A 13,247-nucleotide genomic window follows, 5' to 3' on the forward strand; every position below is an offset into this window, starting at 1 on the left:
ACGTCACTGGTCTTCTGTTCGATGGACATAAAGGTGTGCGCGAGGTTTCCGGCAGGGACGGTACGGAGCCACAGGGGTCCACGCGACCGTCCGGACCACGACCGAGTGTGCGGGGGCGGTGCGCGGACCGCGCGGGCGCTACGGCGAACCGGCCGCTGTCGACGGCCCGGACCTGGGGATCCGGCGGGGCGGGGCGTTCGGGATCCTCGGACCGGGCGGGCCGGGAAGTGCACGGCAGCGGAAGTCCCGCAGGGCCACCGGAGCCGCGACGAGGGGCCCGGATCGGTGCTCGGGACGCCCCCGGCTTCCGCCGACCGCGGTCGGCGCTCCCGGCTCGGAGTCGTCCGGCAGGATGAATCCGAGCCCGCCGGGTTGACGGTGCGCGAGGCGGTGGCGCATGCCGCCCGCCCCTGCCCGAGGCCACGCGACCGCGAGGGCGTGATCGCGCCGGTGGTCCCGGACCGTAGGCCGGCGCCCGCGCCAAGGAGCTTTCCGGCGGCCGGCGGCGACGTCCCGGTGCGGCGCTCGGCGCGACCGCGGTCACGTCCCGGTCGACGCGGACGGTCCGGGGCTTGCGCCGAGTGTTCCCGCCCGAGCGGGCCGCCGTGATCGAGCAGTCGGGGACCGGGGGTGCGGGGAGACCCCGCCGGTGCAGCGGCCCGGTGCGGCGGCCTCGTGCCGTGCACGAGGCCGCCGGTGGAAGGACCGGCCCGACGGCCGACCGGGGTGCCGCGCCGGTCGGCCGGGCGGGCCGGGATTCCGGCCCGCCCTAGGCCAGGCGCTCGCGGATCGTCCGCGCCACGTCCGCCAGGGAGACCGCCGTCTGCTCGCCGGACTCCATGTCCTTGAGCTGGACCGCGCCCTCTGCCAGGTCCCGCTCGCCCGCGACGATCGTGAACCGGGCGCCCGACCGGTTGGCGCTCTTCATCGCGCCCTTGAGGCCGCGGTTTCCGTACGCGAAGTCCGCCGCCACGCCCTCGCGGCGCAGTTGCGTGACGATCCCGAAGAGCACCCGCCGGGCCTCCTCGCCGAGCGGTACCGCGAAGACGCTGGTCGCCGCGGGCAGTTCGAGCTCGATGCCCTCCGCCTCCAGTGCGAGCACCGTGCGGTCCACGCCGAGCGCCCAGCCGACCGACGGGAGCGCCGGCCCGCCGATCATCTCGGACAGGCCGTCGTAGCGGCCGCCGCCGCCCACCGCGGACTGCGAGCCGAGTCCGTCGTGGACGAACTCGAAGGTGGTGCGGGTGTAGTAGTCGAGGCCGCGGACGAGCTTCTCGTCGTCCTCGTACACCACACCGGCCGCGGAGAGCAGGTCGCGCACCTCCTCGTGGTACGCCTTGCAGGCGTCGCAGAGGTAGTCGCGCAGCACGGGCGCGCCGGCCAGCTGCTTCTGCACCTCGGGCCGCTTGTCGTCGAGGACCCGGAGCGGGTTGATCTCGATGCGGCGGCGGGTCTCCTCGTCCAGGTCGAGCTCGCGCAGGAAGCCCTGGAGCGCGTCCCGGTAGACGGGGCGGCACTCCTTGTCGCCCAGCGAGTTGAGCAGGATGCGGAAGTTCCGCAGGCCCAGCGTGCGGTAGGCCTGGTCGGCCAGGATGATCAGCTCGGCGTCCAGCGCCGGGTCCTCGGCACCGATCGCCTCGGCACCGACCTGCGAGAAGTGCCGGTAACGGCCCTTCTGCGGGCGCTCGTAGCGGTAGTACGAGCCGGAGTACCAGAGCTTCACGGGCAGATTGCCGAGCTTGTGGAGGTTGGCCTCCAGCGCGGCGCGCAGCACGGATGCGGTGCCCTCGGGGCGCAGCGCCAGCTGGGAGCCGCCCTTGGTGGTGAGGGTGTACATCTCCTTGGTCACGATGTCGGTGGACTCACCGACGCCGCGCGAGAAGAGGGCGACGTCCTCGAAACCGGGCGTCTCGATGTAGCCGTAGCCGGAGTTCTTCAGGGGTGCGGCGATCGCGTCGCGCACCGCGAGGTACTTCGCGGAGTCGGGCGGGGTCAGGTCGTACGTGCCCTTGGGGGCCTTGAAGGTGCTCACGGAACTTCTCTCGTCACATTCCTCGTCGGGGCGCGTCCATACCGTGCAGGTACGGATTCGAGGCGCGCTCGCGGCCGATGGTCGTCTGGGGGCCGTGGCCGGACAGCACCACGGTCGAGTCGTCGAGCGGCAGGCACACGCGCGCCAGCGACTCGAGCAGCTCGGCGTGGTCGCCGCCGGGCAGGTCGGTGCGTCCGACGGAGCCGGCGAAGAGCAGGTCGCCCGAGAAGAGGATCTGCGGAACATCCGCGGCCTCGGGCATCCTGAACGCCACCGACCCCTTGGTATGGCCGGGCGCATGCGCGACACCGAACTCCAGACCGGCCAGCTTCAGCAGAGCGCCGTCGCTCAGTTCCTCGACGTCGTCCGGCTCCCCCACCGTCAGCTCGCCCATGAGCGGCATCCCGATGGAGCGGCCGAGGGCCTTCTCCGGGTCGCTCATCATGTACCGGTCCTCCGGGTGGATCCAGGCGGGGACGCCGTGCGCGCCGCACACCGGGACGACCGAGGCGACATGGTCGATGTGGCCGTGGGTCAGGACGACGGCGACGGGCTTCAGCCGATGCTTCTTCAGTGCCTCCTCGACTCCGGATGCGGCCTGGTGGCCCGGGTCGATGATCACGCACTCCTCGCCTGCGGCCGGGGCAACCAGGTAGCAGTTGGTCCCCCAGGCCCCGGCGGGGAACCCGGCAATGAGCACGATCGTCCTTACTGGTCGTCCGACGGCGGAATGCGACGGAGAAGGTCGCGGCAGTTCAGAGCCTACCGGCGCTCCTCATTCCACAGCTAACCCATATACGGTACGGGCAGCCCAGGCCCCATCAGACGACCTACAAGGAGATCACCCGGTGGTCAGCAGCGATCAGCGGCGGCGGCAGCTCGCCAGGGAGAAGTTCGAGCGGCAGCAGCAGCGCCGGGAGGAGGCCCGCCGCAGGACGAGGCGGCTGACGGTCGTCATCGCGTCGGCGGTGGCCGTGGTGGCGGTCATCGGGGCGGGTACGTATCTCGCCCTCGACGGCGACGGCAAGAAGGACAAGAACGACTCGGCCGCGAGCGAGAGCCCGGCGCCTTCGCCGTCGGCGAGCAAGAGCAGTGCGCCCGAGCCCGCGATGAAGATCGACAAGAAGTCGAAGTACACGATGTCGATCAGGACGAGCCAGGGCGACATCGCGTTCACGATGGACGCGGCGAAGACCCCGCACACCACGAACTCGTTCAAGTCACTGGCCGACAAGGGCTTCTTCGACAGTACGAAGTGCCATCGGCTGACCACGCAGGGCATTTTCGTCCTGCAGTGCGGCGACCCCAAGGGCGACGGCACGGGCGGCCCCGGCTACACCATCCCGGACGAGAACCTGACCGCGCTGGGCAAGGCGGGCAAGGACGGCACGGTGACCTATCCGGCGGGCACCGTGGCGATGGCGAACACCGGCCAGGCGCACACCGGCGGCAGCCAGTTCTTCCTGGTCTACAAGGACAGCAAACTCCCGCCCTCCTACACCCCGTTCGGCACGATGGACGCTGCCTCGCTGAAGGCCGTCGAGGAGATCGGTGCGGCGGGTGTGGCCGGCGGTGCGGCCGACGGTGCGCCGAAGAAGGCCGTGGACATCTCGAAGGCCGCCGTCGCGAAGTCCTGACGCGGCCGGGCGGCCCGCTCGGGCCGTCCGGTGAGGACGGCGAAGCGCGGGCCGGAATATTTTGAGCCGCGCTGAGTGCGGACAGCCGGGCGGCCCGTCGCCTAGATTGGCGTTGTGCAGGGCGGGCGCTGCCCGCCCCAGGAAACTGTGGACGATGCCAGGGGGGCGAACCCTCTCACGGGCATCAGGTGGAGGAGGCGCTGTGAGCAGCGACCCGTGGGGCCGTGTCGATGAGACAGGCACCGTGTACGTGCGTACAGCCGATGGCGAGCAGGTCGTCGGATCGTGGCAGGCGGGTTCCCCCGAGGAGGCTCTGGCCTACTTCGAGCGCAAGTACGAGGGCATTGTGGTCGAGATCGGCCTCCTCGAACGGCGGGTGAAGACCACCGACCTGTCGGCGAAGGACGCGACGACCGCCATCGAGCATCTGCGTCTGCAGGTGGACGAGCATCACGCCGTCGGTGACCTCGAAGCGCTGCGCAAGCGGCTCGACGCGCTGGGCGCGACGGTCGAATCGCGGCGCGAGGAGCGCAAGGCCCAGAAGGCGAAGCAGACCGACGAGGCGAAGCACGCCAAGGAGGCGCTGGTCGCCGAGGCGGAGGAGCTGGCGCAGAGCGAGCAGTGGCGCTCGGCGGGCGAGCGGCTCCGCGCGCTCGTGGACACGTGGAAGGGCCTCCCGCGGCTCGACCGCAAGTCCGACGACGAGCTGTGGCACCGCTTCTCGCATGCCCGCTCGGCGTTCTCCAAGCGCCGCAAGGCCCACTTCGCGTCGCTGGACGCCCAGCGCGAGGAGGCCCGCAAGGCCAAGGAGAAGCTGGTCGCGGAGGCCGAGTCGCTGTCCGGTTCCACGGACTGGGGAGCCACGGCCGCCCGCTATCGCGATCTGATGACGGAGTGGAAGGCGGCGGGCCGCGCCCAGCGCGAGGCCGAGGACGACCTGTGGAACCGTTTCCGCGGTGCTCAGGACGTCTTCTTCGCCGCCCGCAGCGGCGTGTTCGCCGAACGGGACGCGGAGCAGGGCGAGAACCTCAAGCTCAAGGAGGAGCTCGCGGCCGAGGCCGAGAAGCTGGTGCCGGTGAAGGACCTGAAGGCGGCCAGGGCCGCGTTCCGGGCCGTCAACGAGCGCTGGGAGGCCATCGGCCATGTGCCGCGTGACGCCCGCCCGAAGGTCGAGGGGCGGATGCACGCGGTGGAGCGGGCCCTCCAGGAGGCCGAGGAGTCGGAGTGGCGCCGGACGAACCCGGAGGCGCGTGCGCGCGCCGCGGGTCTGACCGGTCAGCTGCAGGCGGCCGTCGACAAGCTGCGTACGCAGATCGACACGGCCCGTGCCTCGGGCAACAACGCCCGGGCCGACAAGCTGGCCAAGGAGCTCGAAGGCCGGCAGGCACTGCTGGACCAGGCGCTGAAGGGCCTGGAGGAGTTCGGCGGCTGATCAAGCCGCTTGTGGTGACGAGGCCCCCTGCACGCGTCCCTCGGGACGTGTGCAGGGGGCCTCTCGTCTGCGCGGAGCGGCCGGGTCAGGGCCTGCGGGCGGAGGTGACGCGGTAGACGTCGTAGACGCCCTCCACACCCCGTACCGCCTTCAGTACGTGGCCCAGGTGTTTCGGGTCGCCCATCTCGAAGGTGAAGCGCGAGGTGGCCACCCGGTCCCGGGAGGTCTGCACGGCCGCCGACAGGATGTTGACGTGCTGGTCGGACAGGACGCGGGTGACGTCCGACAGCAGCCGCGACCGGTCCAGGGCCTCGACCTGGATGGCGACCAGGAAGACCGAGGACTGGGTCGGCGCCCACTCGACGTCCAGGATCCGCTCCGGCTGCTGCGACAGCGAGTCCACGTTGACGCAGTCGGCACGGTGCACGGAGACGCCGCTGCCGCGGGTGACGAAGCCGATGATCGGGTCGCCGGGGACGGGCGTGCAGCAGCGGGCCAGTTTGACCCAGACGTCCTCGACGCCCTTGACGACGACACCGGGATCGGCATTGGAGCGGCGCTTGCCGCGGCTGCGCGAGGGCGGCGAGCTCTCCGCGATGTCCTCGTTGGCGGCGTCCTCGCCACCGAGTGCCTGGACGAGTTTCTGTACGACACCGGCGGCGGCCACATGGCCCTCGCCGATCGCCGCGTACAGGGACGAGATGTCGGGGTAGCGCATCTCATGGGCGAGGGTCACCAGGGAGTCGCCGGTCAGGATGCGCTGGATCGGCAGGTTCTGCTTGCGCATGGCACGCGCGATCGCGTCCTTGCCCTGCTCGATCGCCTCGTCGCGGCGCTCCTTGGAGAACCAGGCGCGGATCTTGTTGCGGGCGCGGGGCGACTTGACGAAGCCCAGCCAGTCCCGGGACGGGCCGGCGCCGGCCGCCTTGGAGGTGAAGACCTCCACCAGGTCGCCGTTGTCGAGGGTCGATTCGAGCGGGACGAGCCGTCCGTTGACCCGAGCCCCTATGGTCCGGTGGCCGACCTCCGTATGCACGGCGTACGCGAAGTCGACCGGCGTGGCACCTGCGGGGAGCGCTATGACGTCGCCCTTGGGCGTGAAGACGAAGACCTCGTTGCGGGAGAGGTCGAAGCGCAGGGACTCCAGGAACTCGCTGGGGTCCTCGGTCTCCTTCTGCCAGTCCAGGAGCTGGCGCAGCCACGCCATGTCGTTGACGGTGTCCTGGCCTCGGCCGGTGTTCTTCGGCACGTCGGTGCGCACCTTGGAGGCGCCCGCGACGGCCTCCTGCTTGTACTTCCAGTGCGCGGCGATGCCGTACTCGGCACGGCGGTGCATGTCGAACGTGCGGATCTGCAGCTCGACCGGCTTGCCGCTGGGACCGATCACCGTGGTGTGCAGCGACTGGTACATGTTGAACTTGGGCATCGCGATGTAGTCCTTGAACCGGCCGGGGACCGGATTCCATCGCGCGTGGACGGTGCCGAGCGCCGCGTAGCAGTCGCGGACGGTGTCGACGAGGACCCTGATGCCCACCAGGTCGTAGATCTCGGCGAAGTCCCGGCCCCGCACGATCATCTTCTGGTAGACGCTGTAGTAGTGCTTCGGCCGCCCCGTGACGGTGGCCTTGATCCGGGCGGCACGCAGGTCGGCCTGGACCTCGTCGGTCACTATGGCGAGGTACTCGTCGCGTTTGGGGGCCCGCTCGGCGACGAGGCGGACGATCTCGTCGTACATCTTGGGGTAGAGGATCGCGAAGGCGAGATCCTCCAGCTCCCACTTGATGGTGTTCATGCCCAGGCGGTGGGCCAGCGGGGCATAGATCTCAAGCGTCTCGCGGGCCTTCTTCTCCTGCTTCTCCCGCTTGAGGTAGCGCATGGTGCGCATGTTGTGCAGCCGGTCGGCGAGCTTGATGACCAGGACCCGGGGGTCCTTGGCCATGGCGACGACCATCTTGCGTACGGTCTCGGCCTGCGCGGCCTCGCCGAACTTGACCTTGTCCAGCTTGGTGACACCGTCGACCAGCAGGGCGACCTGGTCGCCGAAGTCCCGCCGCAGGGTGTCCAGGCCGTACTCGGTGTCCTCGACCGTGTCGTGCAGCAGTCCGGCCATCAGCGTCGCCGGGTCCATGCCGAGCTCGGCGAGGATCGTCGTGACGGCGAGCGGATGCGTGATGTAGGGGTCGCCGCTCTTGCGCTTCTGGCCGCGGTGCCAGCGCTCGGCGACCTGGTAGGCGCGCTCGATCTGGCGCAGGGTGGCCGTCTCGATCTTGGTGTCGTTGCTGCGGACGATGCGCAGCAGTGGTTCGAGCACCGGGTTGTACGGGCTGGAGCGCTGCACACCGAGGCGGGCGAGCCTGGCCCGTACCCGATTGGAGGAGCCGCCGGAGCGGGTCGCGGGAGCCGCCGGGGTGACGGGCTTGGCGGCGGGCTTCGACGGGGGCTTCGCGGCGGACGCGGCCGGGGAGGCGGGGGCAGCCGGCTGGGCGGGCGAAGCGGGGGCGGGCCGCAGCACCGCTCCCCCGGTCGGCGCCGCGCCCGCACCGGGCTCGGGCGCCGGGGGCTTCGGCTTCTGCGCGGGCTGCTTCTTCCCGGGCACGGCTGAGGCCGCCGCGGGCTTGTCGGGCTGCGGGGCGGCGACTGGCTGGGCCTCGTCTGGCAAGAGCGCTCCTCGTGCGGATCCGGGTACCCGGAAAGGCCATCGTATCGACCCTGTGGCCGGTCCTCCCCCGGGGACCGTGAGACCCCTCACAACGCGGGACGGGCACCCGGTTGTTCCCGGATGCCCGTCCTGCGCGCATGAGCCGTTGCCACGTGCGGTCCGCTTCCGCTCAGACCGTGATCAGGACCTCCAGCGGGGCGCCGCGCAGGCCCTGCTCCAGACGGGCGCGCCCGGGCAGGAATCCGAGCTCCATGAGGACCGCGACACCCGCGACCTCGGCACCGGCGCGCCGGATCAGCTCCAGCGAGGCCCCGGCGGTGCCACCGGTCGCGAGGATGTCGTCGATGACCATGATCCGGTCGTCCGCGGACAGGTCCTCCGCGTGGATCTCGATCTCGGCGGTGCCGTACTCCAGCTCGTACGCCTGGCTGAGCGTGGCTCCCGGCAGTTTTCCGGCCTTGCGGACGGGTACGAAGCCGAGCCCGGCCCGGATCGCGACCGGGGCGGCCAGGATGAAGCCGCGTGCCTCAAGGCCGACGATTTTCGTGGCGCCGTGGCGCACGCAGAGTTCCGCGAGGGTCTCGGTGAGGGCCGCGAACGCTGCCGGGTCCGCGAGCAGGGGGGTGATGTCCTTGAACAGCACCCCCGGCTTGGGGTAGTCCGGCACATCGCGGATCCGGCTGAGCAGAAGCTCGCGGGTGGTCTCGGTGGTGCTGCTGGTCATCGACGCTTCCCCGGGGTCCGGCCGTGGCCCCTGGGGGGCTGCTGGCGCTGGCCGACGACCGCGGCGGCGGGTGCGGCGTCCTGGGGGAAGTCGTCGTCCTGCTGCTCGTCCTCGGCGGACTCGCCCTTGGCGGCGGCCGCCGCACGCTTGGCGAGGATCCGCTTCTTCAGGGCCTTCATCTGCGGGTCGCGTTCCTTGAGGTCGGCGACGAGCGGGGTGGCGATGAAGATCGAGGAGTACGCACCGGCGGCGAGGCCGACGAAGAGCGCCAGGGAGATGTCGTTCAGCATGCCGGCGCCGAGGACACCGCCACCGATGAACAGCAGACCGGCGACCGGCAGCAGCGCCACGACGGTGGTGTTGATGGAACGGACCAGCGTGCCGTTGATGGAGCGGTTGGCGATCTCGCTGTACGTCCACCGGGTCTGCTTGGTGATCCCGTTCGTGCCCTCCTTGAGGCTGTCGAAGACGACGACCGTGTCGTAGAGGGAGTAACCGAGGATGGTCAGCAGACCGATCACGGTGCCCGGTGTGACCTCGAAGCCGACCAGGGCGTAGACACCGACCGTGATGGTGATGTCGTGGATCAGCGCGACCAGGGCCGCGATGGCCATGCGCCACTCGAAGGCGATGGCCAGGTAGATCACCACGAGGACCATGAAGATGCCGAGACCGGTCCACGCCTTGTTGGCGATCTGCTCACCCCAGCTGGGGCCGACCAGGTCGGCGGCGATCTTCTCGGTCGGGACGTCGAGGTCCTTGGAGAGCTGGTTCTTGATCTGGTCGGACTTCGCGGTGTCGACCTCGGTGATCTGGATGCGCAGACCGCCGTTGCCGAGCTTCTGGACGATGGCCTGGTGGCCGGAGGCCTCCGTGGCCATGTCTTCCGCCTGGGCCACGCTGACATTCGTCTTCGTGGTGGTGAAGACCGCGCCGCCCTTGAACTCGATGCCCATGTTCAGGCCGCTGACCGCCAGGCCGACGATGGCCGTGATGGTGATCAGGATCGAGATCCCGTACCAGATCTTGCGCTTGCCGATGAAGTCGTAGCCGACCTCGCCTCGGTAGAGACGGGCGCCGAGACTGCCGAGTCGCGACATCTCACGCCTCCTTCGGGTCAGTGGGGGCGTTGACACGGCGCGAGCGGCGCAGCGGCGGCTTGGCACCGAGCCGCTTCGGGTCCAGACCAGACCACGGGTGACCGCTGGAGAAGAACTTCGTACGGGCCATCAGCGTCATGACGGGCTTGGTGAAGAGGAATACCACGACCACGTCGAGCAGGGTGGTGAGACCCAGCGTGAACGCGAAGCCCTGGACCTTGCCGACGGTGACCACGAAGAGCACCGCGGCGGCGAGGAACGACACGAAGTCGGAGACCAGGATGGTGCGCCGGGCGCGCGGCCAGGCGCGCTCGACGGCCGGGCGGAGCGTACGGCCCTCGCGGATCTCGTCGCGGATTCTCTCGAAGTACACGATGAAGGAGTCCGCGGTGATACCGATGGCCACGATGGCGCCGCAGACCGCCGGGAGGTTCAGCGCGAAGCCGATGGCCGGTCCGAGCAGCGACATGAGCGTGTAGGTCAGGACGCCGGAGGCCAGCAGGCTCAGGAGGGCGATGAGCGCGAGGCCGCGGTAGTAGACCACCAGGTAGATGACCACGAGGGCCAGACCGATGGCGCCGGCGATCAGACCCGCCTGGAGCTGCTCGCCACCGAGCGCGGCGGTGACGGTGGTGACGCTCTGCTCCTTGAACGAGAGCGGGAGCGCACCGTAGGAGAGGACGTTGGCCAGGTCCTCGGCGGACTGCTGGGTGAAGCTGCCGGAGATCTCGGCGCTGCCGCTGAGCGTCGTGTTCACCTGGGGAGCCGAGACGACCTCGCCGTCCAGGGCGATGGCGAACTGGTTCTGCGGGGACTGCTGCGCGGAGAGCTTCTTGGTGATCGTCTGGAACTGCTTGGAGCCCTGCTTGCTGAACTCCATGTTGACGATCCACATGCCGCGCTGCTGGTCGAAGCCGGCCTTGGCGTTGTCGACCTCGGTGCCGGACACCTCGGATGGGCCCAGGATGTACTTGGCGTCGCCCTCGGAGCTGCACGCGACGACCGAGTCGGTCGGCTTGGCGCCCTGGGCGGCCTTGGACCGGGAGGCCTTGCTGGAGCAGTCGAGCTCCTCGAACTGCTTCTGCAGCTTGGCGGCGGCCGCTTCGTCGGCGGCGGATGCCGACGGCGTGGAGCCCGCCTTCGGGGTGGTGCTCGCCTTCGGGGTGGGCGAGGAGTCGGCCTTGAGGCCGTCGGTGACTGCGCGGCCCTGGGTGGTGGCGCCCGGAGTCGGCGTCGACGACGCCTTTCCGTCGGCCCCCGCCGAAGCGCCCGGGCCGGGCTTGCCGGACGACGTGGTGCTGGGCGTCGGCGTGGGCGTGCCCTGGGCGACTGTCAGCACCGGCCGGAAGTAGAGCTTGGCGGTGGTACCGACCTGCTCACGGGCCTGGGCGGAATTCGTGCCCTTGGGGATGTTGACGATGATGTTGCGATCGCCCTGCGTCTGGACCTCGGCCTCGGAGACACCCAGACCATTGACACGGCGTTCCATGATCTGGACCGCCGTGTCCATGTTGGTCTTGTTGATCGCCGATTCCTGGCCCGGCTCGCTCTTCGCCTCGAGCGTGATGGACGTGCCGCCGGCCAGGTCGATGCCCAGACGCGGGGTCGGCTGATCGGCCAGGAACATCCCGCCGGTGAGCGCGACCATGGCGATCAGGATCAGAGCCAGGGAACGCCCCGGCCTGCCCTGACCGCCGGCCGGCCCTCGGCTCTTCTTCGGTGCTGCCACCTTCTCGTTTCTCCCTGTCCAACCGCCCCGCGCCGGGTACGCGCCCGAGCGGCCACGAAGTGTAGTGGGGACCCGCCCCCGCAGAAGACCGCACGGTCCGGGGAGTGCCGGACGCCGGTGGGCTCACGGCATCCCCGGGTCGTGGGTTACTTCGCGTCGGCCTCGCCGTCGGTCTTGCCCTCGGACTTCTTGTCGGACTCGGCATCCGTCGGCTCGGCGTCGCCGGCGTCGGCCTCGGCCTTCTTGCCCAGGTCGATCTTGGCGTCGTCCGAGGTGTCCTCGTCGGCGTCGGCCCCGGTCAGCGAGGAGGCGTCGTCCGGCACGACCGCGCCGTCGATGTCGAGTGCGTTCTCGTCGTCGCCGTGGACGATGCGGTTGTACTCCGCGTCGTCGAGGACGGCGCCGATGGCGTTCTTGGCGTAGACGGCATGGACGCCGGGCGCGATCTCAAGGAGAACCGTGTCCTCGTGAAGCTCCTTGACGGTGGCGTACATGCCCCCGATCGTCCGGACGCCGGTGCCGGGCTGCATCTCATTGCGCATCTGGGCGGCGGCCGCCTGCTTCTTCTTGGCGGACCGCGTCATCAGGAACATGGCCCCGATGAGCACGATGAAGGGGAGGAGAGTCACGGGATTCACGGGACGAGTTTCCTTCGCACGACCGCGCTGGAGGGCGGCCTGATCTACGGGGGTGGGTACACCGACCTGTAAGGGCGGCATCGGCGGAGTCTAAGCGAGTCCGCATCGATGGAACAACGCCCGGCGCCGCTCGGTGGTTCCTGTCCGGGTGAACCTGTGACCCATCACGCCCCGAACAGGCCCTGTTGTCCCTTTCCGCCGTGCTGTGGCGGCGCGAGGCCGAGGTGGGCCCAGGCCGCGGGTGTCGCGACGCGCCCCCGCGGAGTCCTGGCCAGCAGCCCCTCCCGTACGAGGAAGGGCTCGGCGACCTCCTCGACCGTTTCGCGCTCCTCGCCCACGGCCACCGCGAGGGTCGACAGCCCGACGGGACCGCCGCCGAAGAGCTTCAGCAGGGCGCCGAGCACCGCCCGGTCCAGCCGGTCGAGACCGCGGGCGTCGACCTCGTACACGCCGAGGGCCGCGGAGGCGACGGCGCGGTCGATCCGCCCGTCGGCCTTGACCTGGGCGTAGTCCCGGACGCGGCGCAGCAGCCGGTTGGCGATCCGGGGGGTGCCGCGGGACCGCCCGGCGATCTCGGCGGCGCCGTCCGTGTCTATCGCCACGTCGAGAAGGCGGGCGGAGCGGTGGATGACGCGTTCCAGTTCAGTGGGGGCGTAGAACTCCATGTGCCCGGTGAAGCCGAAGCGGTCGCGCAGCGGGGGCGGCAGCAGTCCGGCCCTGGTGGTGGCGCCGACCAGGGTGAAGGGCGGCAGTTCCAGCGGGATGGCGGTGGCGCCGGGTCCCTTGCCGACGATGACGTCGACCCGGAAGTCCTCCATCGCCATGTAGAGCATTTCCTCGGCGGGCCGCGACATGCGGTGGATCTCGTCGAGGAAGAGGACCTCTCCCTCCTGGAGCGAGGAGAGGATCGCGGCGAGATCACCCGCGTGCTGGATGGCGGGGCCCGAGGTGATCCGGATCGGCGCGTCCATCTCCGCCGCGATGATCATGGAGAGTGTGGTCTTGCCGAGGCCGGGGGCGCCGGAGAGCAGGACATGGTCGGCGCTGGCTCCCCGGGCCCTGGCCGCCTTGAGAACCAGGTCGAGCTGTTCACGCACCTTCTCCTGGCCGACGAATTCGTCGAGGTCCTTCGGCCGCAGCGCCGCTTCGACCGCGGTGTCCTCGCCGTCCGCGCCGGCGTCGACAAGGCGCTCGTCGACGCTCTCGCCAAGGCGCTCGTCGGTGTCGGATCCGGTGTCGGGTCCGGTCTCGTCCCAGTTCATTCGGTCTGTCCCGCCTCGGGTGTTTCGGTGCCGT

The 13,247-nt window shown here is 70.2% G+C and carries 10 protein-coding genes; 2 read left to right on the plus strand and 8 right to left on the minus strand.

Going from position 1 to position 13,247, the window contains the following annotated elements; genetic code table 11:
- Nucleotides 1-769: 769 nt before the first annotated feature.
- Nucleotides 770-2,032 carry a histidine--tRNA ligase gene (gene hisS / locus ACFVT1_RS28120; RefSeq protein WP_389800363.1) on the minus strand — a complete coding sequence of 421 codons (1,263 nt, stop codon included), beginning with the start codon at nucleotides 2,030-2,032 and terminating at the stop codon, nucleotides 770-772.
- 13 nt (nucleotides 2,033-2,045) lie between these two features.
- Entirely contained in the window at nucleotides 2,046-2,732 is a 687-nt protein-coding gene (locus ACFVT1_RS28125; protein ID WP_389800365.1) for an MBL fold metallo-hydrolase, read from the minus strand.
- Between the two features lie 148 nt (nucleotides 2,733-2,880).
- Between ACFVT1_RS28125 and ACFVT1_RS28130 the strand changes: the two genes are divergently transcribed.
- Nucleotides 2,881-3,669 (plus strand): peptidylprolyl isomerase, encoded by a 789-nt coding sequence (locus ACFVT1_RS28130; RefSeq protein ID WP_389800367.1) that lies wholly within the window; start codon nucleotides 2,881-2,883, stop codon nucleotides 3,667-3,669.
- 202 nt (nucleotides 3,670-3,871) lie between these two features.
- A complete protein-coding gene (locus tag ACFVT1_RS28135; RefSeq protein ID WP_389800369.1) occupies nucleotides 3,872-5,101 on the plus strand; it encodes a DUF349 domain-containing protein in 1,230 nt (409 codons plus the stop codon).
- An 85-nt stretch (nucleotides 5,102-5,186) separates the two neighbouring features.
- Here ACFVT1_RS28135 and ACFVT1_RS28140 read toward each other — a convergent pair whose 3' ends face one another.
- The 6 genes from ACFVT1_RS28140 to ruvB all read right to left on the minus strand — a co-directional run bounded on the left by ACFVT1_RS28140 (nucleotide 5,187) and on the right by ruvB (nucleotide 13,213).
- A complete protein-coding gene (locus ACFVT1_RS28140) occupies nucleotides 5,187-7,760 on the minus strand; it encodes a RelA/SpoT family protein (protein WP_389800371.1) in 2,574 nt (857 codons plus the stop codon).
- A gap of 169 nt (nucleotides 7,761-7,929) precedes the next feature.
- Nucleotides 7,930-8,484 carry an adenine phosphoribosyltransferase gene (locus tag ACFVT1_RS28145; protein WP_389800373.1) on the minus strand — a complete coding sequence of 185 codons (555 nt, stop codon included), beginning with the start codon at nucleotides 8,482-8,484 and terminating at the stop codon, nucleotides 7,930-7,932.
- Nucleotides 8,481-9,584: a protein translocase subunit SecF gene (secF, locus tag ACFVT1_RS28150; RefSeq protein WP_389800375.1), complete on the minus strand. Its 1,104-nt coding sequence runs from the start codon at nucleotides 9,582-9,584 to the stop codon at nucleotides 8,481-8,483. The genes ACFVT1_RS28145 and secF overlap by 4 nt, the downstream gene beginning before the upstream one ends.
- 1 nt (nucleotide 9,585) lies before the next feature.
- Complete coding sequence (gene secD, locus ACFVT1_RS28155) at nucleotides 9,586-11,313, minus strand: protein translocase subunit SecD (protein WP_389800377.1); 1,728 nt, start codon at nucleotides 11,311-11,313, stop codon at nucleotides 9,586-9,588.
- A 146-nt stretch (nucleotides 11,314-11,459) separates the two neighbouring features.
- Nucleotides 11,460-11,951 (minus strand): preprotein translocase subunit YajC, encoded by a 492-nt coding sequence (gene yajC / locus ACFVT1_RS28160; protein ID WP_362205616.1) that lies wholly within the window; start codon nucleotides 11,949-11,951, stop codon nucleotides 11,460-11,462.
- A 164-nt stretch (nucleotides 11,952-12,115) separates the two neighbouring features.
- A complete protein-coding gene (gene ruvB, locus ACFVT1_RS28165; protein WP_389800378.1) occupies nucleotides 12,116-13,213 on the minus strand; it encodes a Holliday junction branch migration DNA helicase RuvB in 1,098 nt (365 codons plus the stop codon).
- Nucleotides 13,214-13,247: the final 34 nt, after the last annotated feature.

Origin of the sequence: Streptomyces sp. NPDC057963, assembly GCF_042887155.1 — a bacterium.
Taxonomy (GTDB): domain Bacteria; phylum Actinomycetota; class Actinomycetes; order Streptomycetales; family Streptomycetaceae; genus Streptomyces.

Bases quoted from the DNA above. Each gene is read 5' to 3' on its own strand.
- secF (WP_389800375.1), bottom strand. From the start codon at position 9,584: ATGTCGCGACTCGGCAGTCTCGGCGCCCGTCTCTACCGAGGCGAGGTC.
- ACFVT1_RS28145 (WP_389800373.1), bottom strand. From the start codon at position 8,484: ATGACCAGCAGCACCACCGAGACCACCCGCGAGCTTCTGCTCAGCCGG.
- ruvB (WP_389800378.1), bottom strand. From the start codon at position 13,213: ATGAACTGGGACGAGACCGGACCCGACACCGGATCCGACACCGACGAG.